This is a genomic window from Frankia sp. AgPm24, assembly GCF_023243055.1.
GTDB lineage: Bacteria > Actinomycetota > Actinomycetes > Frankiales > Frankiaceae > Frankia > Frankia umida.
The window spans coordinates 1-22,408 of the sequence record NZ_JALKFW010000210.1 but is presented as its reverse complement, the minus strand read 5'-3'; the positions used below and the strand labels follow the sequence as shown (position 1 = coordinate 22,408).

Here is a 22,408-nt window from a genome sequence, read left to right as displayed (position 1 = left end):
GCTGGCGGGAGCATCGCGCCATGAGCGGTCGAACTTCTGCGTCGGGCCCGAGCAACACCCGCCTGGCCAGCGGCGACCTGGCCGGCGACGGCCCGGTCAGGGTGGGTCTGATCGGCGCCGGCCGGGCTGGCGTGGCGGTGGGGCACGCGTTGGCCGGGGTGGGGTACCCGGTGGTGGCGGTGGCCACGCGGACCGAGTCGTCCCGGGCCCGGGCGGCCCACCGGTTCGCCCAGGCGTGGACGGGCCCGGCGGCGCGGATCGCCAGCCGGCTACGGTCCGCCGACCTCCTGTTGATCGCCGTGCCCGACGATGTGATTGCCCAGGTCACGGGTCGGCTGGTCGCTCTTGGCGCGGTCCGGGAGGGCCAGCTGATCGCGCATCTGAGCGGCCGGCACGGGCTTTCGGTGCTCGCCGCCGGACTGGGATGCGGTGCCCGGCGGGCCGCGCTGCACCCGATCATGACGCTGCCCGGAACTGTCGGAAAGACTGATTTCTATAGTTTTGCGAGGGTTCCGTTTGGCGTCACCGCGGACGCCGAGGCGCTCGGGCCGGCCCGGCGCGTGGTGGCCGATCTGGGGGGTGTTCCGCTCGAGATCGCGGACGAAGGACGTGCGCAATATCACGCCGCGCTGGTGCTCGGGGGGAACTTTCTGGCCAGCCTGACCGGTGCCGCCCGTGACCTGCTCGGGGGGGTGGGCATCGACGATCCGGCCGCGGCGCTGGGCCCGCTGCTACGCGCGTCCCTGGACAACGCGCTGGCCGGTGGCTGGGCGGCGGCGACCGGACCGGTGCGGCGGGCCGACATCGCCACGGTGCGCGCTCACCGCCAGGCGCTCGGCCGGGTCGATCCCGCCGTCGCCGAGGTGTACCGGGCGCTGGCCCTGTTCACCACGCACGAGCTGGGTGCGGCCGGAGCGCTGGACGAGGCGCAGGTCACGCGGCTGCGGGCCGAACTGACCGAGGACGCCGATCCGTCCGCCCGCTGGGGCCAGGGCTGAATCAGGGCTGGGTCTGGGGAGAAATCGGCCACATCGCTGATCGGACGGGTCGGGCCGGGGAACGTTGGTCCGGCGCCGCCACGTTGGTTCGGGTGCACAGCCGTCCGAGTGGGCCACCGCCGGCGGACGGATGTCGTCGCACAGGACGGACCACCGATCGCCATGCCACATCGCCACCTCAACGGCCTGAAGACCGCGCTGCTGCTCGGCGTGCTGTCCGCTGCCATCCTGCTGGTCGGCTCGCTGTTCGGTCGCGCTGGCCTGCTCGTCGCGCTGTTCCTCGCCCTCGCGATGAACGGCGTGTCCTTCTTCTGCTCCGACCGCATCGCGCTGCGGGCGATGAGCGCCTATCCGGTCACCCAGGTCGAGCAGCCGCGGCTCTACGCCATCGTCGGCGATCTCGCCCGGCAGGCCCGGATGCCGATGCCGCGGCTCTACCTGAGCCCGACCGGCGCGCCCAACGCCTTCGCCACCGGTCGTGGTCCGCGCAAGGCGGCTGTCTGCTGCACCGAAGGCATCATGGAACTCATGGACGACCGGGAGCTTCGCGGCGTCCTGGGACATGAACTCAGCCATGTGTACAACCGGGACATCCTTATCGCCTCCGTGGCCGGAGCATTGGCCAGTATTATCGTGTATCTGGCCAACATGGCCCAGTTCCTGGCCATCTTCGGTGGCGGTCGCAGTGACGAGAACGGGCCCGGAATGTTCGAGCTGCTCCTGCTGATGATCCTGGGTCCGGTCGCCGCGACGATCATCCAGTTGGCAATCAGCAGGGCGCGCGAGTACCAGGCGGACGAGTCCGGGGCGACGCTCACCGGCGACCCCATCGGGTTGGCGAACGCGCTGCGCAAACTGGAGGCGGGTACCGCCGCCCGGCCGCTCGCGCCGACCTCCCGGGTGGGTCCGGCAGCCGCGCTGATGATTGCGAACCCGTTCCGCGGCGGTGGCGTCGCCAAGCTGTTCTCGACGCATCCGCCCATGAAGGAACGAATCGCGCGACTGGAGCAGATGTCCCGCATGAATCCGTATGGGTGACCCGGCCGGCTGGTTATGTTGTTACCTGTCGTGGTGTCGCGGGGTTACGGATGAGGATTCGGAGTAATATTTCCCTGCGTGGCCAGACGCACGGCGGCGGTCGTCGCCCGTGCGCCCCTGACCGCGGCGGAGCACACCCCCCAGGTTCCGCCGCAGGCACCCCGCCCGATCCCCCCATCGGGCGGGGTGCACCGTTCCACGGTCGCCGGCGCCACCGCCGCCGGCGAGGCCCGCTCAGCGGTAGTTGACGAACTGGAGCGGGACCTCGAAGTCCTCGCCCTTGAGCAGCGCGATGACCCGCTGCAGGTCGTCCCGCTTCTTGCCGGTCACCCGCAGTTGGTCGCCCTGGATCTGGGCCTGCACGCCCTTGGGTCCGTCGGTGCGGATCTTCTTGGCGATCGCGCGGGCCTTCTCCTCGGACAGGCCCTGCTGCACGGTCACGGGCAGGCGGAACTCCTTGCCCGAAGCCTTCGGCTCGTCGAACGTCAGCGCCTTGAGGGAGATGCCGCGCTTGACGAACTTCTCCTGCAGGACGTCGAGGATCGCCTTCACTCGCTCGTCCGTGTTCGCTACCAGCAGAATTGACTCGCCGGACAGCTCCGCGGACGCGCCGGTGTCCCGGAAGTCGAAGCGGGTCCTGATCTCCTTGGCCGTCTGGTTGACCGCGTTGTCGATTTCCTGGGCGTCAACTTTGCTGACGATGTCAAAGGACGGGTCGGCCACGGGTGCGGGCCTCCTGTTCGGTGCGAGATGCGGACGGATGGCGCGGCGCGGCGACTACGCGCCGTAATGATCGGAAGGCGTGGTGGCGGTTGCGGCCAGCCCGCGTCCCGATGCTCCGTCGGGACCGGTATGCTCGTCCACGACGGCAGGTTGCCCGAGCGGCCAAAGGGAGCGGTCTGTAAAACCGCCGGCTCAGCCTACGATGGTTCGAATCCATCACCTGCCACCACCCCCGGTGCAGCCCGGATCAGCTGCGACACAGGCCCTGGAGACTTCTCCGGGGCCTGTCGCATGTCAGCGCGGGCGATGACGCGCCCGTCGGTCAGCCGGCGGCGGCATCGAGGTCGGCCCGGGTCAACAGCGGGCGCAGCTGCAGGCCGAGTTCCGCGAGGCGCTCGCGGCCGCCCTCGGAACGGTCGATGACGCACACCACATCCGTGACGATCGCGCCCTCGGCCCGCAACACCCGGGTGGCGTCCAGCACCGCGCCGCCGGAGGTCACCACATCCTCGACGAGGACGACGTGCCGGCCGGCCACCGCGCCGCCCTCGGCCGTGCGCATGGTGCCGTACTCCTTGGCCTTCTTGCGCACGAAGCGGGTCGGCAGGCCGGTGCGCTGGGAGAGCAGCGTCGCCAGCGGAACACCACCGAGCTCCAGACCCGCGAGGACCTCGGCACCCGGTGGCAGCAGGTCGACCATCTGGTCGACGATGGCGGCCAGCAGCGCCGGATCCGCCTCGAAGAGGTACTTGTCGAAGTACTCGGCGCTCGTCCGACCGGAGCGCAGCAGGAAGGCGCCGGTCAGGTGGGAGGCGGTCCGAACCCGGGCGGCCAGCGTGGCGTCGTCACTCACGTTCGAGCACTGTAGTGCGTCGGGCCCGGCTAGCGTGATCTCATGTCCGCGCCCGCCGCCGAACGCCCACCGCTGTTCGTGTACGGGACCCTGATGTTCGCCGAGGTGCTGACGGTCCTGCTCGACCGGGTCCCGCGGATCGAGCCCGCGGTCGTCGCCGGCTGGCGGGCGGCCAGCCTGCCGGGACGCCGCTACCCCGGGCTGGTCCCCGACCCGGCGGCACGCACGTCCGGGCGGCTGCTGCTGGGGTTGGCCGAGGCGGAGATGGCCGTCCTCGACGCGTTCGAGGGCGCACTCTACGAGGTTGGCCCGCTCGTCCTGGTGGACGGGCGGGCCGTGTCCGCCTACCTGTGGCGGGACCTCTCGGTGGCGTCCACCTCGGTCTGGGACCCGGGGGTCTTCGCCGAGAGCCACCTCGAGTGCTACGCGCGTCGGTGCGTGGCCTGGCGGGCCGGGCTCACGCCCGGCCAGGTCCGCCAGCCCGGCCAGGTTCAGTAGCCGCTCCCGGGGCTGACCTACCGGGGCTGATGGCCGCCTGTGCCGCCGTAGCCGGGCTGGCCGCCGTAACCGGGCTGGTCGGTCTGGCCGCCATAGCCGGGGGGCTGGCCGTAACCGGGCGGCGCCGTGGTGCCGGGGGCGGCGGGTGCGGTCGTCGCGTGTTCGGCGGGTCGTCCGGCGCCGGTGGCACGGCCGGTGGGAGTGCTGACGCCCGGGCGGTCGCTCGGGTACGGCTGGCCGTAGCCATCGCGTGCGGGTACCTGCTCGTGGGTGAGCAGCGCGTAGATCACCAGAACGTCGATGGCGATGATCACGACCGACCACACCGGGAAGGCAGCCATGTAGGCGAGCTGCCCGATGGCGTTGATGGAAGCGATCACCACACCCGCCCACCGGGCGATGTCGTTGCGGGCGTAGATGCCGTAGGCGATCACCATCTCCACGATGCCGATGCACAGGAACAGCCAGCCCCAGAAGTGCCGGTCGGCGTACAGCACGTTGATGTCGCCGGTGGACAGGTTGTTCACGATCACGGTGTAGTCGCGCAGGGATGCGATGCCGTAGATCAGGTTGTGGAATCCGACGATGAACATGATCACGGCGGCGAAGGTGAGCCATCCACTTCGTGGGAACGCCGCCCGGTTTCCTGCCATCTGGTCCTCCCGTTGCCCGCCGGCACACGCATGGCCGGTGACCGCCGGACCCCGTAGTGGGCGGACAGGTGGGGACGGCGGGCGCGACCTGACGGTCGCGGCGGGTCGAAGCCCGCACCATGCGCTCCGGCGACGTCCTGGTAGTCACCGGTAGTCAGACAACTACCGTCCGCCGCTTCCTTTCGATACCCACCGTCCACGAACGTCATCCCCGCGCACCGTCATTCGGGTGCGGCTCAGGGGCCCGGGGGGAGCTGGGAGACCTGGCCGGTCGCCGCGTCCCAGCGCAGCCGGCCGCGTTCGAAGGTGCTCTGCCGGCCGCCGGGCACGGAGTACTCGTCCGAGGTGGGCAGGCCCAACGGTGAACCCGAACCACCAAGGCCGAGATAGGTCGACAGGATTCGGCCGTGGACCTCGTGGGCGCCGGTCGCCGGCCCCCAGTAGACCCAGCCACCCTGGAACCGGGCCTGCTGCCCGCCGGACGCGGTCGCGCTCTCGACGTCGCTGACAGGACGGCCCAGGAAGCTGTTCGAACCACCGAGGCCGAGGTACTTCGAGGAGATCGGCCCGTACAGCGCGTGCACGCCGGTGGCGACCGACCAGAACTCCAGGCCGTTGGCGTACTGCTGCCAGCGGCCACCCCCACCGGCCCGGTTCTCCACCCCGACCGGGGCGCCGAGCGCCAGGGCGGTGAGTCCGGCGCCGGCGTGCCACTTCTGGATCTCGCTGCGGGTGCCGTCCGCCAGGGTGGCGAGCGTGGCCGGGGTGCAGCACAGGACGTCCTGGTCCACCTGGCTCGCGATGCCCGCCACGGTGCCGGTCGCGCTGTACTGCCACACCGCCCAGCCGGGCCAGCCGCCGGGGATGGTGTTGGGGGTCGCCCTGTCGTTGTGGTTCGCGAACCACAACGGGTACCTGGTGAACTCCCGGGTGTTGGCCATCCGGTCGGTCCAGAACCACTGGCTGCTGTAGACCATCGGCACCCGTCCGGTCTCGGACTCCACCTCCTCCAGGAACGCCCTGGTCCACGCGGCGAGCGGGCGGGGGCCGAGCCCGCCGGTCTCCTCGAGGTCCAGCGCCGGCGGGAGGAAGCCCGCGGCCTGGGCCGGGCCGATCGCCGCGACGAAGTGCTTCGCCTGCTCGACGGCGGTCCCCAGCGAGGCGGACGGCCGGGCGTAGTGGAAGGCGCCGACGGCGAGGCCGGCCTTCGTCGCCGCGTCCCGGTCGCCGGCGTAGTACTTGTTCGTGTACTGGTTGTTCTCGGTGGCCTTGATGTACACGAAGCTCACGCCGGCGGCGTGCACGGCGTTCCAGTCGATCGCGGCGCCGTAGGGGTGCTGCCAGGAGGAGATGTCCACGCCCCGTGGCCACAGCGGCGAGGGGCCGGCGGCCTGCGCGACGCCGACGGTGGCCGCCACGGTCAGGGTGGCGGCGGTCAGGGTCGCGGCGGTGATCCTCGCGGCGGTGATTCTCGCTACAGGGAGCAGCCGGCGTGGCAGGGGGATGGCGAGCGCGGTCCGGGCGGTGTGTGGGCGGTCAGACCGACCGGGACGCGGCGTGAGACGCATGGGCAACCCTCGATGCTCGGGAGGCAACGGTGCGGTGGCTCGAAAGCCGGTCCGGTTGCGTCCGGGCAGGGACGCAGCACCAGACGGCCCACACGCTAAGCATTAAGAGAGTTACTTACAGCTATCTAAGTCAGGGGGATCTGGATTGGTGGCTACGGAGTGTTTTAACTTCCTGGCAAATCGCCACCATCTGGGCCGTCGCGGGCGGCGGGTCGGGCGCGGCGGCGCGCCCACGGGCGAAGGGGAGATCTGCGGGCGAACGCCCGACGCGCGGGGGTGCGGAGGAACGAACAGGGGGTGGGTCGCCCACCAGCGCCCAGCGTCGTGTAATCTGAGCACCGCGACTTCGCGCCCCTTTAGCTCAGTCGGCAGAGCGTCTCCATGGTAAGGAGAAGGTCTACGGTTCGATTCCGTAAAGGGGCTCCACGTACCAGCCCTTGGGTGGGTTCGTGTCCGGGTTGAGCGGTTCCGCCGGTTCGCCTGGGTAAGCTGGTCCGGTCCCCGATCGGTCGGGTGGCCATTCTGGCGGTGTAGCTCAGTCTGGCAGAGCAAGCGGCTCATAATCGCTGTGTCGCCGGTTCAAGTCCGGCCACCGCTACTCCAGGGTGCGGCAGGCCGCGCCCTTTCTGGGCTCGCGGCCTGCCGCGACGCTCGACCAGTTCTGCAGTCGACTTAGGAAGAGGCATCACGCCGTGGCCGCCACTGACGTTCGCCCGAAGATCACCATGGCGTGCCAGGTGTGCAAGCATCGGAACTACATCACGCGCAAGAACCGGCGTAACGACCCGGATCGTCTTGAGCTGAAGAAGTTCTGCCCCAACTGCGGCAAGCACACCGAGCACCGCGAAACCCGCTAGATCCGCCGATGTCGGGCATGTCCCGACATCTGGTGTCGTTCCACCGCAGCCGGTCAGGCCTTCCGCCTGGCCGGCTGTTCGGCGTGCCGGGCGTGCCGGGGTGTGACCGGCCGACGGTGAGCGGGGTCCGGGCGGCGGGGCGGGGTCGCATGGTGGGATAGGGCGTCTCGTTCCCGCACCGTGTCCAGAAACCGTGTCCAGAAACGGAGCTGTGATGCCGCTCAACCAGGACTTCGTCGGGCGGTGTTTCGTCGCCGAGGTGCCCTTCCAGGTCGGGCGCGAGCACATCCGGAAGTTCGCCCGGGCCGTCGGTGACGACAACCCGCTGTACCACGACGTGGCGGCGGCCAGGGCCGCCGGCTTCGCCGACCTCGTCGCCCCGCCGACGTTCCTGATCAACGCGATGCCCGGGACGCTGGGCCTGCCCACCGACGACCCGGCGCTCGGCCTCGACTACACCCTCGTCGTCCATGGCGAGCAGCGCTTCCAGCTGCACCGTCCGGTGGTCGCCGGGGACGAGCTGGTCACGTCGTCAACGCTGACCAGCATTCGGGCCGTGGGCCGCAACGAGCTGCTGGTGACCACGTACCAGTACGAGACGACCGGCGGCGAGCAGGTCGCCACCGGCATCTGCACCCTGGTGTCCCGCGGGACCGCCGCGCCGCGCGGATGAGCGCGTCACCGGCGGTGGACGGCAGGGCGGGCGAGACAGGGGCGGGGGAGACAGGGATGGGGGAGACAGGGATGGGGGAGACGATGACGGCGACGATCGGCTACGACGATGTCGAGGTCGGCACCGAACTTCCGGAGCGGCTGTTCCCGCTGCGCCGGGCCGATCTGGTCCGGTACGCGGGGGCGTCCGGCGACTTCAACCCCATCCACTGGAGCGATCGGGCGGCCGCCGAGGCGGGTCTGCCCGGGGTGATCGCGCACGGGATGCTCACGATGGCCACCGCCGCGCGTCTGGTCACCGACTGGATCGGTGATCCGCGGGCGCTGGTGGAGATCGGGGTGAAGTTCTCCTCGCCGGTCGTCGTGCCCGACGACGACGAGGGGGCCACGGTGTCCGTGCGCGGGGTGGTGGAGAAGAAGCTCGACGGCAACCGGGTAGTGGTGAACCTCACCACCCGGTGCCGGGGCGAGAAGGTGCTGATGGCCTCGCGGGCCACCGTCCGACTGCCCTGAGCTGGCCGCAGCTAGTCGAGTTCGGCGAGCAGAGCGGCCACCCGGTCCACGCCCTTGACCAGGTCGTCGTCGCTGAGCGCGTAGGACAGGCGGGCGAAGCCCGGGGTTCCGAACGCCTCACCGGGGACGATCGCCACACCCACCTCCTCGAGGATGAGCTGGCACAGCTGTGCGCTGGACGTCGGGGTCTTCCCCCGCAGCGGACGGCCCAGCACCGCCTGCAGCGACGGGTAGCAGTAGAAGGCGCCCTGAGGCACCGGGCAGCGCACCCCGGGGATCTCGCTCAGCATGCGGTGCATGGTCAGCCGGCGTCGGTCGAAGGCGGTGCGCATCGTGGCGACCGCGTCCAGCGGGCCGGTGACGGCGGCGAGCGCGGCGGCCTGGGCGACGTTCGAGACGTTCGAGGTGGCATGCGACTGGAGGTTCGTCGCGGCGCTGATGACGTCGGTGGGGCCGATCAGCCAGCCGACCCGCCAACCGGTCATCGCGTAGGTCTTGGCGACGCCGTTGACGATGACGCACCGCTGCGCCAGATCCGGGACCTCGGCGAGGATCGAGGAGAACCGGGCCTCGCCGTAGACGAGGTGCTCGTAGATCTCGTCGGCCAGCACCCAGATGCCGGTCCGGGCCGCCCACTCGCCGATCGCGCGGACCTCCTCGGGGGTGTGCACCGCACCGGTGGGGTTCGAGGGTGAACAGAACAGCAGTACCTTCGTGCGCTCCGTGCGGGCCGCCTCCAGCTGTTCGACGGTGACCCGGTAGTCGGCGTCGGGGCCGGTCACGACCTCGACCGGGACGCCGCCCGCGAGCCGGATCGACTCGGGATAGGTCGTCCAGTACGGCGCGGGCAGCAGCACCTCGTCACCCGGGTCGAGCAGCGTCGCGAACGCCTCGTAGACAGCCTGCTTGCCGCCGTTGGTGATCAGAACCTGGCTCGGTGTCACCGTGACGCCGGAGTCGCGCCGGGTCTTCTCGGCGACCGCCGTGCGCAGCTCCGGCAACCCGCCCGACGGCGTGTAGCGGTGCATCCTGGGTTCGTGGCATGCGCGTTCGGCGGCGGCGACGATGTGCTCCGGAGTCGGGAAGTCCGGTTCGCCCGCGCCGAAGACAACGATGTCCTGTCCGGCGGCCTGCATCGCCTTCGCCGTCGCGTCCACGGCGAGCGTGGCGGACGGGGCGATGGCGCCGATGCGGCGTGAGATCCTGCTCATGGCACCTATGCTGCCATGGTGGCGGTGGGGGTTGGCCGAGCACGCGGGGCCGGGCTCCCGGTCCACTTGGGTCGGTCCACACCACCCCACAGGTCCCGCTCCGGGCGGGTCCGGGCAGGTCGGCGCGCGGGTCGACCAGGTCGATCGGGTCCTGCGCGGTTGGTGTCCGTGGTGTTCGGCCGCGCAGGGGGTATGCTCGATCCGCCCGGGCACCCATTCCGGTGACCGGCCCGCAGCTCGAACCGTGCGTTACGGTAGTAGCGCGTCATGTGCGGGGCGGTGGCGGCGGGGGTCAGGGAGTGTTCTAGGGGCGTGGCTCAATTGGTAGAGCACCGGTCTCCAAAACCGGCGGTTGCAGGTTCGAGTCCTGTCGCCCCTGCGCTGTTCGACGGTCTGGTTGGTTCGGCGACTGAGTGGGTGGAGTGAGTGGCGACCGATACCCGTGACGCGGCACCGCGTCCGAGGGGGGCCACGCGTGCCGCGACTCGGCGTCGTTACCGGCCCGTGCAGTTCATCCGCGAGGTCATGGCGGAGCTCCGGAAGGTGGTCTACCCGGGGCGGAGCGAGCTTGTCACCTACGTGGCGGTGGTGCTGATCTTCGTCACCGTGGTGACGGCCTTCGTGGCCAGCCTCGACTTCGGGCTGACGAAGGCGATCCTCGCGATCTTCGGCTGACGGGGCTGCTCGACTGGCGGTTGCCTGACGCCGGGTCGCCGGCCGGTCGGCGACCGCTCGCCCACACCATGCCCGCGCAGCGTCCCCGCTGGCGCGGAGTCAGAGCACCAGAAGCGTTCACGAGAAAAGGATCGCCCGCGTGTCCCAGTCCCCCGAGCACGCCTCCTCCGAGCAGGGGGAAGCCCTCGCCCGTCTCGATCCCCTGGCGGCGTTCGAGCGGGACGAGGTGGCGAGCACGGACGCCGGCGCCGAGCCCGACGAGCTCCCGGGCGACCAGGCGTCCGACGCCGAGCCCGCATCGCAGGAGCCGTCCGCAGGCTCCCCCTCGACCGTCGTCCCCGAAGAGGAGGACGAGGTCGACGAGGCGGAGCTGCTGCTTCGCGCGATCGAGGACGCACCGGGCGAGTGGTATGTCGTGCACTCCTACGCGGGCTACGAGAACAAGGTCAAGACGAACCTCGAGACCCGGATCTCCAGCCTCAACATGGAGGACTACATCTTCCAGATCGAGGTGCCGACCGAAGAGGTCCCGGTCGTCAAGAACGGCAAGCGGCAGATGGTCCTGCAGAAGAAGTACCCGGGGTACATCTACGTCCGGATGGACCTGACCGACCAGTCCTGGTCGGCGGTGCGTAACACGCCGGGTGTGACAGGGTTCGTCGGGCTGACCAACCGGCCGTCGCCGCTGCGCCGGGAAGAGGTGCAGTCGATCCTCGCGCCGCCGGCGCCGAAGGAGAAGAAGGTCGAGACCGTCCGGGTCCAGGAGTACGAGGTCGGAGAGTCGGTCACCGTCATGGACGGCCCCTTCGCCACGCTCCCAGCTACCATCAGCGAGATCAACCTCGACGCTCAGCGGCTGAAGGTGCTGGTCTCGATCTTCGGTCGGGAGACTCCCGTCGAGCTCCAGTTCAACCAGGTGGCGAAGATCTGACCATCCGGTCCGCGTAACCCGAAAGCCAGCAGCCCCGGCAGGAAGACGAGCACATGCCGCCCAAGAAGAAGAAGATCACCGCGATCATCAAGCTCCAGATCAACGCGGGCAAGGCCACTCCGGCTCCGCCGGTCGGCCCCGCGCTGGGCCAGCACGGCGTGAACATCATGGAGTTCTGCAAGCAGTACAACGTGGCCACCGAGTCGCAGACCGGCAACGTCGTGCCGGTCGAGATCACCGTGTACGAGGACCGCTCGTTCACCTTCGTCACCAAGACCCCGCCGGCCGCGAGGCTCATCCTCAAGGCCGCCGGTGTCGACAAGGGCAGCGGTACCCCGCACCGGGACAAGGTCGCCAAGCTGACTCCCGCCCAGGTACGTGAGATCGCGCAGACCAAGATGCCCGACCTCAACGCGACGACGATCGAGGCCGCGGAGAAGATCATCGCGGGGACCGCCCGCTCGATGGGGATCACCGTCGGCGACTAGTTCGCCGCCACCGCCTCCCCGCACGACCGATCCAACGCCGTGGGAGGGCGTACGGGCGACCGTGGCGTCGTCCGGCCGTCCGCCGGCACCACGAGGAGACAGCATGAAGCGCAGCAAGGCATACCGCACCGCAGCGGAGAAGATCAACCCGGACAACCTGTACAGCCCGCTGGAGGCCGTCCGGCTGGCGCAGGAGACCTCCACCACCAAGTACGACGCGACCGTCGAGGTCGCGATCCGGCTCGGCGTCGACCCGCGCAAGGCCGACCAGATGGTCCGCGGCACCGTCAACCTCCCGCACGGCACTGGCAAGTCGCCGCGGGTCGCGGTGTTCGCCGCCGGTGAGAAGGCCGCCGAGGCCACCGCCGCCGGCGCCGACATCGTCGGCAGTGACGACCTGGTCGCCCGCATCCAGGAGGGCTTCCTGGACTTCGACGCCACCGTCGCCACGCCCGACCAGATGGCCAAGGTCGGCCGGATCGCCCGCATCCTGGGCCCGCGTGGCCTGATGCCGAACCCGAAGACCGGCACCGTCACCCTGGACATCGGCAAGGCCGTGTCCGACATCAAGGGCGGTAAGATCAACTTCCGCGTCGACAAGCAGGGCAACCTGCACATCGTCGTCGGCAAGACGAGCTTCACCGACGCCCAGCTGATCGAGAACTACACGGCGGCGATCGACGAGATCGTCCGGGTCAAGCCGTCGGCGGCGAAGGGCCGGTACCTCAGGAAGATCACCTTCGCCACCACGATGGGCCCCGGCATCCCGGTCGACCCGAACCGCATCCGCAACCTGCTCGAGGACGCGGTCACCGCCTGATCCTCGGCGCCCCCGCATTCCTGCCCACCAGCCCGGACCAGCACACCTGGTCCGGGCTGGTGGTATGTCGGGGCCCGAGCCCGGCGGCATGTCGCGTACACTGAACGACGATCACAGTTTTTCCACCGAAGACCGCTGGTCGCCGTCGTCCTCCATGGCGCGTGGGGCATCGCGAACGCCCCTCGCACGCTGTGGCTGGGTCGACAGCCGAAGGCCCCGATCATTGTGGGCGGCCCGCGTAGGTGACGGTCAGCGAAGGACTGCGGTAGCCCATGGACGAGGCTCCGCGCTCATCACGCCCCGTGCGCCTGCGCCGGGGCGTTCGTCGTTTCCGGGGCTGCGCGGATGGTTGAACGGATGACCGGCGCACATCCTGAAGGAGCCCCATGGCGAAAGCTGAGAAGACCGCCGCGGTGGCGGAGATCGCCGAGGACTTCCGTTCCTCGACAGCCGCGGTGCTCACCGAGTACCGCGGTCTCACGGTCAGCCAGCTCACCGAGCTGCGGCGTGCCCTTGGTACGGGTACCCGCTACGCGGTCGTCAAGAACACCCTCACCAAGATCGCGGCGAACCAGGCTGGCGTCACCGGGCTCGACGAGCTGTTCGTCGGTCCGACCGCCGTCGCCTTCGTCAGCGGTGACCCGGTCGTGGCCGCGAAGGGCCTGCGTGACTTCGCGAAGGCCAACCCGGCGCTGGTCGTCAAGGGCGGTGTCGTCGAAGGGCGGCCGCTGAGCGCCGAGGAGATCCGCAAGCTCGCCGACGTCGAGTCCCGTGAGGTGCTGCTGGCGAAGCTGGCCGGCGCCATGAAGGGCTCGCTGTCCGGCGCGGTCGGTCTGTTCGCCGCCCCGCTGTCGCAGGTCGCCCGACTGGCCGAGGCGCTGCGCGAGCAGCGGGCGAGCGAGGCCCCGGCGGTCGAGACCGAGGCCGCTCCGGCGGTCGAGGGCGAGACCGAGCCGGCCGCCGTCGCCGCCGAGTGACGTCCGCACCACCAGGCTGAACCTGTACCACCCCCCGAGACAGACGCCGGACGCCGCCTTGGCCGCATCAGGCCGGGCATCGGCGCTGGCGCCGAGTAACAGACCGATCAGGAAGGAACCGCCATCATGGCGAAGCTGTCCACCGAAGAGCTGCTGGACGCGTTCAAGGAACTGACCCTGCTCGAGCTCTCCGAGTTCGTGAAGCAGTTCGAGGAGACCTTCGGCGTCACCGCCGCGGCGCCGGTCGCCGTCGCCGCGGCCCCGGCTGCCGGTGGCGCGGGTGGCGAAGCCGCGGCCGTCGAGGAGCAGGACGAGTTCGACGTGATCCTCGAGTCCGTCGGCGACAAGAAGATCCAGGTCATCAAGGAGGTGCGCGCGCTGACCAGCCTCGGCCTCAAGGAGGCCAAGGACCTCGTCGACGGCGCGCCGAAGCCTGTCCTGGAGAAGGTCGCCAAGGAGGCCGCGGAGAAGGCCAAGGCGGCCCTCGAGGGCGCCGGGGCGAGCGTCACCGTCAAGTAGTTCCGACGGGCGCCCGGGCGCCCGTCGTAGCACCTGTGACCGTGGGCCGGGGCACCTCCGAGGTGCCCCGGCCCACGGCATGTGCAGCGGCGGAAATACCCGGATGCGCTGCTACGTAAGGGCTTGGGCGGGTCGGGCTGTTCGTGACGTTTTCCCGAGGGGGTTGACTGCCTCAGTGGATCGGGGTTCCATCATGTCGCGAACACTCGTCGGGAAGCAGATGCGGTGAGCTACGTTCCCTACGCGCGGTTGATCCGCGCCTGGCCTTGCCAGCGGTGTGCCTGTCGGCTACACTGCTAGTTTGCGCTGCCCTTTTCGTTGCATCGGTTCCGTTGACGTCGGTTCCCGGGCGAGGTCGGGCTCTCCAGTGGGGGTCTGGTCCATGCCGCCGGGTGGCCCCGGTTGCTCGCCAGAGCCATGTCTGCGGCGGATTCCGGTTCGACGTGAAGGCGCGCTGCCGTGCTGGTGCCTGGCACGGCTTCTAGCAGCCACACCGAGGAACCCAACGCCCGTGCACCGACCCGTTGTTCTCAGCGGACCCAGGCGTCGCCGCGCGCTCGCGCCGCGACGGCCCTTCGGCGTGCCCGCAGTCAGCCGAACGCCAGCCGCACCGACCGGGTGCGACTTCGCGGGCCGATGGACCAGGAACCGACGGATCCCGCTGCGGGACGGGGGTTTACTCCGACCGCGTGACCGGTCGCCGAGTCAGTGGCCAGTCGGCCGGCGACCCCGCGACGTTCGTCCCGTGAGAGACGTCCCGCGGTCATCCTCTCACCGGCGGGGCACCCCCGCCGCCGTTCCCGACAACCGTAGCGAGACACTGATCACCTGACCACCCCCGACGGATCCTTGACGTCCGCGACGCCAGCCCGACGATCAGGCCACCGGAAGGACCACCTTGGCCGCCTCGCGCTCTTCCTCCCGCATCTCGTTCGCTAAGATCATTGAGCCCCTCGAGGTCCCGGACCTCCTTGCTCTTCAGACGCAGTCCTTTGATTGGCTGATCGGCAGTGACGCCTGGGCGGAGCGGGTTCAGGAGGCCATCGACTCGGGTCGGGACGATGTTCCGATCACCTCCGGTCTGGAGGAGGTCTTCGAGGAGATCTCCCCGATCGAGGACTTCTCGGGCTCCATGTCCCTGTCCTTCCGGGACCACCGGTTCGAGCCGCCCAAGTACTCCGTGGAGGAGTGCAAGGACAAGGACATGACCTTCTCGGCCCCGTTGTTCGTGACGGCCGAGTTCACCAACAACACCACCGGTGAGATCAAGAGCCAGACGGTGTTCATGGGCGACTTCCCGCTCATGACCCCCAAGGGCACCTTCGTCATCAACGGCACCGAGCGCGTGGTGGTCAGCCAGCTCGTCCGGTCCCCTGGTGTGTACTTCGAGCGCAGCCTCGACAAGGCCTCCGACAAGGACCTCTACTCCTGCAAGGTGATCCCGTCCCGCGGGGCCTGGCTCGAGTTCGAGATCGACAAGCGCGACACCGTCGGCGTCCGCATCGACCGCAAGCGCCGCCAGTCCGTCACCGTGCTGCTCAAGGCGCTCGGCTGGGACGAGGCGCGCATCCTGGAGCGCTTCGGCGACTTCCCGTCGATGCGGGTCACCCTGGAGAAGGACCACACCGCCAGCCAGGACGACGCGCTGCTCGACATCTACCGCAAGCTGCGCCCTGGCGAGCCGCCGACGCGGGAGTCGGCGCAGACCCTGCTGGAGAACCTCTTCTTCAACCCGAAGCGCTACGACCTGGCCAAGGTCGGCCGTTACAAGGTGAACAAGAAGCTCTCCCTCGAGGTGACCCACGACGTCGGCGTCCTCACCGAGGATGACATCGTGCGCACGATCGAGTACGTCGTCAAGCTGCACGCGGGTGCCGACCCGGCCGACTACGAGGTCGACGACATCGACCACTTCGGCAACCGGCGGCTGCGCACGGTCGGCGAGCTCATCCAGAACCAGGTCCGGCTGGGCCTGGCCCGCATGGAGCGGGTCGTGCGCGAGCGGATGACCACGCAGGACGTCGAGGCCATCACGCCGCAGACGCTGATCAACATCCGGCCGGTCGTCGCCTCCATCAAGGAGTTCTTCGGCACCAGCCAGCTCTCGCAGTTCATGGACCAGACCAACCCGCTGGCCGGTCTGACCCACAAGCGCCGCCTGTCGGCGCTGGGCCCGGGTGGTCTGTCCCGCGAGCGCGCCGGCTTCGAGGTCCGCGACGTGCACCCCAGCCACTACGGCCGGATGTGCCCGATCGAGACGCCGGAAGGCCCGAACATCGGTCTGATCGGCTCGCTGTCGACCTTCGCCCGGGTCAACCCGTTCGGGTTCGTCGAGACGCCGTACCGCAAGGTCGTCAACGGCCAGGTCATCGACCAGATCGACTACCTGACCGCGGACGAGGAGGACCGGCACGTCAAGGCGCAGGCCAACACGCCGCTGCAGCCCGACGGCACGTTCGCCGAGGACCGCGTCCTGGTCCGCCGTAAGGGCGGTGAGGTCGAGTTCATCCCGCCGGACGAGGTCGACTACATGGACGTCTCGCCGCGGCAGATGGTGTCCGTGGCCACGGCCATGATCCCCTTCCTCGAGCACGACGACGCCAACCGCGCGCTGATGGGCTCGAACATGCAGCGCCAGTCGGTGCCGCTGCTGCGGTCCGAGGCGCCGCTGGTCGGCACCGGGATGGAGGCCCGCGCGGCCAAGGACGCCGGTGACGTGATCGTCGCGGGCCAGGCCGGCGTGGTCGAGGACCTCTCGGCCGACTACATCACCGTCATGCACGACGACGGCACCCGGCGCACCTACCGGCTGGCCAAGTTCCGCCGCTCCAACCAGGGCACCTGCATCAACCAGAAGCCGATCGTGAACGAGGGCGATCGGATCGAGGCCGGTCAGGTCATCGCGGACGGCCCGTGCACCGACAACGGTGAGATGGCGCTCGGCAAGAACATGCTGGTCGCCTTCATGCCGTGGGAGGGGCACAACTACGAGGACGCGATCATCCTGTCGCAGCGCCTCGTGCAGGACGACGTGCTCTCCTCGATCCACATCGAGGAGCACGAGGTCGACGCCCGCGACACCAAGCTCGGCCCGGAGGAGATCACCCGGGACATCCCGAACGTCGCCGAGGAGGTCCTGGCCGACCTCGACGAGCGCGGGATCATCCGGATCGGTGCCGACGTGCAGACCGGGGACGTCCTGGTCGGCAAGGTCACCCCGAAGGGTGAGACCGAGCTGACCCCGGAGGAGCGGCTGCTGCGCGCGATCTTCGGTGAGAAGGCCCGGGAGGTCCGGGACACCTCGCTGAAGGTGCCGCACGGCGAGTCCGGCAAGGTCATCGGCGTGCGGGTGTTCTCCCGCGAGGACGGCGACGAGCTGCCCCCCGGCGTCAACGAACTGGTCCGGGTGTACGTCGCCCAGAAGCGCAAGATCACCGATGGTGACAAGCTCGCCGGCCGGCACGGCAACAAGGGTGTCATCGCCAAGATCCTGCCCGCCGAGGACATGCCCTTCCTCGAGGACGGCACCCCGGTCGACGTGGTGCTCAACCCGCACGGCGTGCCGCGACGGATGAACATCGGCCAGATCCTGGAGACCCATCTCGGCTGGGTCGCCAAGACCGGCTGGCAGGTAGACGCCGGCACCGAGGGCTGGAAGGACCGGCTGCGCGGCATCGGCGCCGACGCCGCCCCGCCCGGCACCAACGTCGCCACCCCGGTGTTTGACGGTGCCCGCGAGGAGGAGATCACGGGTCTGCTCGACTCGACGCTGCCCAACCGGGACGGCGTCCAGCTGATCGGCTCCTCCGGCAAGGCCACGCTCTTCGACGGTCGCACCGGCGAGCCCTACCCGTACCCGGTCGCGGTCGGCTACATCTACATCCTCAAGCTGCTCCACCTGGTCGACGACAAGATCCACGCCCGGTCGACCGGCCCCTACTCCATGATCACCCAGCAGCCCCTGGGTGGTAAGGCGCAGTTCGGTGGCCAGCGCTTCGGTGAGATGGAGGTGTGGGCGCTGGAGGCGTACGGCGCCGCCTACGCCCTCCAGGAGCTGCTGACCATCAAGTCCGACGACGTCGTGGGCCGGGTCAAGGTCTACGAGGCGATCGTCAAGGGCGAGAACATTCCGGAACCCGGTATCCCGGAGTCGTTCAAGGTGCTCATCAAGGAGATGCAGTCGCTGTGCCTCAATGTCGAGGTGCTCTCGAGCGACGGCGTGCAGATCGAGATGCGCGACACCGACGAGGACGTCTTCCGTGCGGCGGAGGAACTCGGGATCGACCTGTCCCGGCGTGAGCCGAGCAGCGTCGAGGAAGTCTGACCGACTCCCTGCGTCCCGACCGAGATAGAGAGAGCAGGCGACAGTCTTGCTGGACGTCAACTTCTTCGATGAGCTGCGCATCGGTCTTGCCACTGCGGACGACATCCGCCAGTGGTCGCACGGCGAGGTCAAGAAGCCGGAAACCATCAACTACCGCACCCTGAAGCCGGAGAAGGACGGGCTCTTCTGCGAGAAGATCTTCGGTCCGACCCGGGACTGGGAGTGCTACTGCGGTAAGTACAAGCGGGTCCGGTTCAAGGGCATCATCTGCGAGCGCTGTGGCGTCGAGGTGACCCGGGCCAAGGTCCGTCGTGAGCGGATGGGGCACATCGAGCTCGCCGCCCCGGTCACCCACATCTGGTACTTCAAGGGTGTGCCGAGTCGGCTGGGCTACCTGTTGGACCTGGCGCCGAAGGACCTCGAGAAGGTCATCTACTTCGCCGCCTACATGATCACCAAGGTCGACACGGAGGCGCGGCACCGCGACCTGCCCACCCTCGAGGCCCGCATCGGCGTCGAGAAGCAGCAGCTCGAGGACCGCAAGAACGCCGAGGTCGAGAGCCGGCAGAAGCGGCTGGAGGCCGACCTGGCCCAGCTCGAGTCCGAAGGTGCCAAGGGCGACGCGCGGCGCAAGGTCCGCGAGTCGGCCGAGCGCGAGATGCGCCAGATCCGCGACCGCTCGCAGCGCAAGATCGACGACCTTGACCGGGTCTTCGACCGCTTCAAGAACATGAAGGTCCAGGACCTGGAGCCGGACGAGCTGCTCTACCGCGAGCTGCGCGACCGGTTCGGCCAGTACTTCGACGGCGGCATGGGTGCCGAGGCGCTACAGCGTCGGCTGGCCGACTTCGACCTGGCCGCCGAGGCGGACTCGCTGCGCGAGACCATCCGCAGCGGCAAGGGCCAGAAGAAGGCCCGCGCGCTCAAGCGGCTCAAGGTCGTCTCCGCATTCCTGATCACCCGCAACTCGCCCATGGGCATGGTGCTCGACTGCGTTCCGGTGATCCCGCCGGACCTGCGGCCGATGGTGCAGCTCGACGGTGGCCGCTTCGCGACCTCCGACCTCAACGACCTGTACCGCCGGGTGATCAACCGGAACAACCGGCTCAAGCGGCTGCTGGACCTCGGCGCGCCCGAGATCATCGTGAACAACGAGAAGCGGATGCTGCAGGAGGCCGTCGACGCGCTGTTCGACAACGGCCGCCGCGGCCGCCCGGTCACCGGCCCCGGTAACCGTCCGTTGAAGTCGCTGTCCGACATGCTCAAGGGCAAGCAGGGCCGGTTCCGTCAGAACCTGCTCGGCAAGCGCGTCGACTACTCCGGCCGTTCGGTCATCGTGGTCGGCCCGCAGCTCAAGCTGCACCAGTGCGGTCTGCCCAAGCAGATGGCGCTCGAACTGTTCAAGCCGTTCGTGATGAAGCGCCTGGTGGACCTCAACCACGCGCAGAACATCAAGTCCGCCAAGCGGATGGTGGAGCGGGCCCGCCCCGTGGTCTGGGACGTGCTCGAGGAGGTCATCACCGAGCACCCGGTGCTGCTCAACCGGGCGCCGACCCTGCACCGTCTGGGCATCCAGGCCTTCGAGCCACAGCTGGTCGAGGGCAAGGCCATCCAGATCCACCCGCTGGTCTGCACCGCGTTCAACGCCGACTTCGACGGCGACCAGATGGCGGTGCACCTGCCGCTGTCCGCCGAGGCGCAGGCCGAGGCGCGCATCCTGATGCTCTCGAGCAACAACATCCTCTCGCCGGCGTCCGGGCGTCCGCTGGCCATGCCGTCCCTGGACATGGTCACCGGTGTGTTCCACCTGTCGACCCTGAGCGAGGGCGCGATCGGCGAGGGACGGTCGTTCTCGTCCGTCGCCGAGGCGCAGATGGCCTACGACGCGAAGGATGTCGCGCTGCAGGCCCGGATCAACGTCCGGCTGCGCGACACCACCCCGCCGGCCGAGTGGACGCCGCCGGCGGACTGGATCACCGGGGACGTGTTCACCCTGGAGACCACGTTCGGCCGCTGCCTGCTCAACGAGGCGCTGCCGGAGGGCTACCCCTTCATCAACGAGCAGCTGAACAAGAAGGCCCAGGCCGCGATCGTCAACGACCTGGCCGAGCGGTACCCGAAGATCCAGGTCGCGGCGACGCTGGACGCCCTCAAGAGCGCCGGCTTCTACTGGGCGACCCGCTCCGGGGTCACCGTCGCCATCGAGGACGTCGTCGCGCCGCCGAACAAGGCCGAGATCCTCGACGACTACGAGCAGCGCGCCGACCGGGTGCAGAAGCAGTTCGACCGCGGCTTCCTGTCCGACGAGGAGCGCCGTAGCGAACTGGTCCAGATCTGGACCGAGGCGACCAACAGGATCGCCGAGGCGATGGAGGCGAACTTCCCGAAGACCAACCCGGTCTACGTGCTGGTCAACTCCGGAGCCGCCGGAAACATGATGCAGATCCGGCAGCTCGCCGGCATGCGTGGTCTGGTCTCCAACCCCAAGGGCGAGATCATCCCGCGGCCGATCAAGGCGAACTTCCGCGAGGGTCTCACCGTGGTCGAGTACTTCATCTCGACCCACGGTGCCCGTAAGGGCCTGGCCGACACTGCCCTGCGCACCGCCGACTCCGGCTACCTGACCCGCCGGTTGGTCGACGTCAGCCAGGACGTCATCGTCCGCGAGGAGGACTGCGGCACCGAGCGCGGCATCCTCACCCGGATCGCCAGCCGTGGCACCGACGGCACCCTGGTACGCGACCGTTACGCCGAGACCTCGGCCTACGCGCGCACGCTCGCCTCCGACGCCGTCGACGAGCACGGTGAGATCATCGTGCCCGCCGGTACCGACGCCGGCGACGTCGCGATCGGCCAGATCATCGAGGCCGGCATCGAGAACGTCCGGGTCCGCTCCGCCCTGACCTGCGAGTCGCGGATGGGTGTGTGCGCCCAGTGCTACGGCCGGTCGCTGGCCACCGGCAAGCTGGTCGACGTCGGCGAGGCCGTCGGCATCGTCGCCGCCCAGTCGATCGGTGAGCCCGGCACCCAGCTCACGATGCGTACCTTCCACTCGGGTGGCGTCGCCGGTGACGACATCACCCAGGGTCTGCCGCGTGTCGTCGAGCTGTTCGAGGCCCGTAGCCCCAAGGGCAAGGCCCCGATCACCGAGGTCTCCGGCCGGGTGAAGATCGAGGAGACCGAGAAGACCTTCAAGGTCGTGGTCGTCCCCGACGACGGCAGCGAGGAGATCGCCTACCCGGTGTCGCGCCGCTCCCGGCTGCGCGTGCGTGAGGGCGACCGCATCGAGGTCGGCAACCAGGTCGTCGACGGTGCCGTCGACCCGCACGAGGTGCTGCGCATCCTCGGCCCGCGCCAGGTCCAGCTCCACCTGGTCGAGCAGGTCCAGGAGGTGTACCGCTCGCAGGGTGTGTCGATCCACGACAAGCACATCGAGATCATCATCCGCCAGATGCTCAAGCGGGTGAACGTGCTCGAGTCCGGCGAGACCGCGCTGCTGCCCGGTGAGCTGTGCGAGCGGGCCCGGTTCGAGTCGGAGAACCGCCGGGTGGTGGAGATCGGCGGTCAGCCGGCCTCGGCCCGTCCGGTGCTGATGGGTATCACCAAGGCGTCGCTGGCCACCGAGTCGTGGCTGTCGGCGGCCTCCTTCCAGGAGACGACCCGGGTGCTCACCGACGCGGCGATCAACGCCCGCTCGGACTCGCTCGTCGGCCTGAAGGAGAACGTCATCATCGGAAAGCTGATCCCGGCTGGTACCGGCATCTCCCGGTACCGCAACATCCGGGTGGAGCCGACCGAGGAGGCACGGGCGGCGATGTACTCCGTCGGGGCCTACGAGGACGCCGGCAGTGTCGAGTACGGCGCCTTCGGGACCGGCTCGGGCCAGGCCGTTCCGCTCGACGAGTTCGACTACCGCAGCTCCGGAGACTTCCGCTGATCCGCTGATCCGACGCGCCGGGTGGTTCGCTACCGCGCGCGTCGGTCGACGGTGCTGTGACGGCGGCCCGGTTCTCTCACCAAGGCGTCGCTGGCCACCGAGTCGTGGCTGTCGGCGGCCTCCTTCCAGGAGACGACCCGGGTGCTCACCGAC

Annotated in this window: 19 protein-coding genes and 4 tRNA genes; 18 read left to right on the top strand and 5 right to left on the bottom strand. The window is 69.3% G+C overall.

The annotated features are described in order from the left end of the window. Positions 1–20: 20 nt before the first annotated feature. Positions 21–998, top strand: coding sequence for a Rossmann-like and DUF2520 domain-containing protein (locus MXD61_RS22045; RefSeq protein ID WP_248815346.1), 978 nt, complete (start codon positions 21–23; stop codon positions 996–998). Positions 999–1,160: 162 nt separating this feature from the next. Further along, positions 1,161–2,036, top strand: a complete 876-nt coding sequence (gene htpX, locus MXD61_RS22040; protein ID WP_248815345.1) for a zinc metalloprotease HtpX — start codon at positions 1,161–1,163, stop codon at positions 2,034–2,036. Positions 2,037–2,270: 234 nt separating this feature from the next. On the opposite strand, the gene MXD61_RS22035 is transcribed toward htpX, so the two are convergent. Then, the gene (locus tag MXD61_RS22035) at positions 2,271–2,759 is read right to left on the bottom strand and encodes a YajQ family cyclic di-GMP-binding protein (protein WP_163547612.1); all 489 of its coding nucleotides are present in this window, start codon (positions 2,757–2,759) and stop codon (positions 2,271–2,273) included. 144 nt (positions 2,760–2,903) lie between these two features. Between MXD61_RS22035 and MXD61_RS22030 the strand changes: the two genes are divergently transcribed. Next, positions 2,904–2,988, top strand: a tRNA-Tyr gene (locus MXD61_RS22030). A 93-nt stretch (positions 2,989–3,081) separates the two neighbouring features. Here the strand turns inward: MXD61_RS22030 and pyrE are convergent. Further along, complete coding sequence (gene pyrE / locus MXD61_RS22025; RefSeq protein ID WP_248815344.1) at positions 3,082–3,612, bottom strand: orotate phosphoribosyltransferase; 531 nt, start codon at positions 3,610–3,612, stop codon at positions 3,082–3,084. 42 nt (positions 3,613–3,654) lie between these two features. On the opposite strand from pyrE, the gene MXD61_RS22020 reads away from it, so the two are divergent. Next, the gene (locus tag MXD61_RS22020; protein ID WP_248815343.1) at positions 3,655–4,110 is read left to right on the top strand and encodes a gamma-glutamylcyclotransferase family protein; all 456 of its coding nucleotides are present in this window, start codon (positions 3,655–3,657) and stop codon (positions 4,108–4,110) included. A 17-nt stretch (positions 4,111–4,127) separates the two neighbouring features. Here the strand turns inward: MXD61_RS22020 and MXD61_RS22015 are convergent, their stop codons facing one another. After that, positions 4,128–4,763 (bottom strand): hypothetical protein, encoded by a 636-nt coding sequence (locus MXD61_RS22015; protein ID WP_248815342.1) that lies wholly within the window; start codon positions 4,761–4,763, stop codon positions 4,128–4,130. A 236-nt stretch (positions 4,764–4,999) separates the two neighbouring features. After that, positions 5,000–6,331 carry a GH25 family lysozyme gene (locus MXD61_RS22010; protein ID WP_248815341.1) on the bottom strand — a complete coding sequence of 444 codons (1,332 nt, stop codon included), beginning with the start codon at positions 6,329–6,331 and terminating at the stop codon, positions 5,000–5,002. Between the two features lie 350 nt (positions 6,332–6,681). On the opposite strand from MXD61_RS22010, the gene MXD61_RS22005 reads away from it, so the two are divergent. From MXD61_RS22005 to MXD61_RS21985, 5 genes are all read left to right on the top strand, one after another. Continuing rightward, positions 6,682–6,757: transfer RNA gene (locus MXD61_RS22005), tRNA-Thr, on the top strand. A 98-nt stretch (positions 6,758–6,855) separates the two neighbouring features. Continuing rightward, positions 6,856–6,929: transfer RNA gene (locus tag MXD61_RS22000), tRNA-Met, on the top strand. A 127-nt stretch (positions 6,930–7,056) separates the two neighbouring features. Continuing rightward, positions 7,057–7,188 carry a 50S ribosomal protein L33 gene (rpmG, locus tag MXD61_RS21995; protein WP_070131962.1) on the top strand — a complete coding sequence of 44 codons (132 nt, stop codon included), beginning with the start codon at positions 7,057–7,059 and terminating at the stop codon, positions 7,186–7,188. A 214-nt stretch (positions 7,189–7,402) separates the two neighbouring features. Further along, positions 7,403–7,861, top strand: coding sequence for a MaoC family dehydratase N-terminal domain-containing protein (locus MXD61_RS21990; RefSeq protein WP_163547617.1), 459 nt, complete (start codon positions 7,403–7,405; stop codon positions 7,859–7,861). Positions 7,862–7,944: 83 nt separating this feature from the next. After that, positions 7,945–8,373, top strand: coding sequence for a MaoC family dehydratase (locus MXD61_RS21985; protein ID WP_248815433.1), 429 nt, complete (start codon positions 7,945–7,947; stop codon positions 8,371–8,373). Between the two features lie 11 nt (positions 8,374–8,384). Here the strand turns inward: MXD61_RS21985 and MXD61_RS21980 are convergent, their stop codons facing one another. Then, complete coding sequence (locus MXD61_RS21980; RefSeq protein WP_248815340.1) at positions 8,385–9,584, bottom strand: pyridoxal phosphate-dependent aminotransferase; 1,200 nt, start codon at positions 9,582–9,584, stop codon at positions 8,385–8,387. A 306-nt stretch (positions 9,585–9,890) separates the two neighbouring features. Here MXD61_RS21980 and MXD61_RS21975 point away from each other — a divergent pair. The 9 genes from MXD61_RS21975 (at position 9,891) to MXD61_RS21935 (ending at position 22,255) form a co-directional block, all read left to right on the top strand. Then, positions 9,891–9,963: transfer RNA gene (locus tag MXD61_RS21975), tRNA-Trp, on the top strand. A gap of 47 nt (positions 9,964–10,010) precedes the next feature. Beyond that, a complete protein-coding gene (gene secE / locus MXD61_RS28555) occupies positions 10,011–10,259 on the top strand; it encodes a preprotein translocase subunit SecE (protein WP_163547619.1) in 249 nt (82 codons plus the stop codon). A 139-nt stretch (positions 10,260–10,398) separates the two neighbouring features. After that, a complete protein-coding gene (nusG, locus tag MXD61_RS21965) occupies positions 10,399–11,190 on the top strand; it encodes a transcription termination/antitermination protein NusG (RefSeq protein WP_163547620.1) in 792 nt (263 codons plus the stop codon). Positions 11,191–11,243: 53 nt separating this feature from the next. Continuing rightward, positions 11,244–11,678 (top strand): 50S ribosomal protein L11, encoded by a 435-nt coding sequence (rplK, locus tag MXD61_RS21960; RefSeq protein WP_163547621.1) that lies wholly within the window; start codon positions 11,244–11,246, stop codon positions 11,676–11,678. Positions 11,679–11,781: 103 nt separating this feature from the next. Then, complete coding sequence (gene rplA / locus MXD61_RS21955; RefSeq protein ID WP_248815339.1) at positions 11,782–12,498, top strand: 50S ribosomal protein L1; 717 nt, start codon at positions 11,782–11,784, stop codon at positions 12,496–12,498. A gap of 386 nt (positions 12,499–12,884) precedes the next feature. Continuing rightward, a complete protein-coding gene (rplJ, locus tag MXD61_RS21950) occupies positions 12,885–13,475 on the top strand; it encodes a 50S ribosomal protein L10 (protein WP_248815338.1) in 591 nt (196 codons plus the stop codon). A 126-nt stretch (positions 13,476–13,601) separates the two neighbouring features. Continuing rightward, a complete protein-coding gene (rplL, locus tag MXD61_RS21945) occupies positions 13,602–13,994 on the top strand; it encodes a 50S ribosomal protein L7/L12 (RefSeq protein WP_248815337.1) in 393 nt (130 codons plus the stop codon). Between the two features lie 898 nt (positions 13,995–14,892). Continuing rightward, positions 14,893–18,318, top strand: coding sequence for a DNA-directed RNA polymerase subunit beta (gene rpoB, locus MXD61_RS21940; RefSeq protein WP_248815336.1), 3,426 nt, complete (start codon positions 14,893–14,895; stop codon positions 18,316–18,318). Between the two features lie 46 nt (positions 18,319–18,364). Beyond that, on the top strand, positions 18,365–22,255 hold the full coding sequence (locus MXD61_RS21935; protein ID WP_248815335.1) for a DNA-directed RNA polymerase subunit beta': 3,891 nt from the start codon (positions 18,365–18,367) through the stop codon (positions 22,253–22,255). The last annotated feature ends 153 nt before the right edge of the window (positions 22,256–22,408 follow it).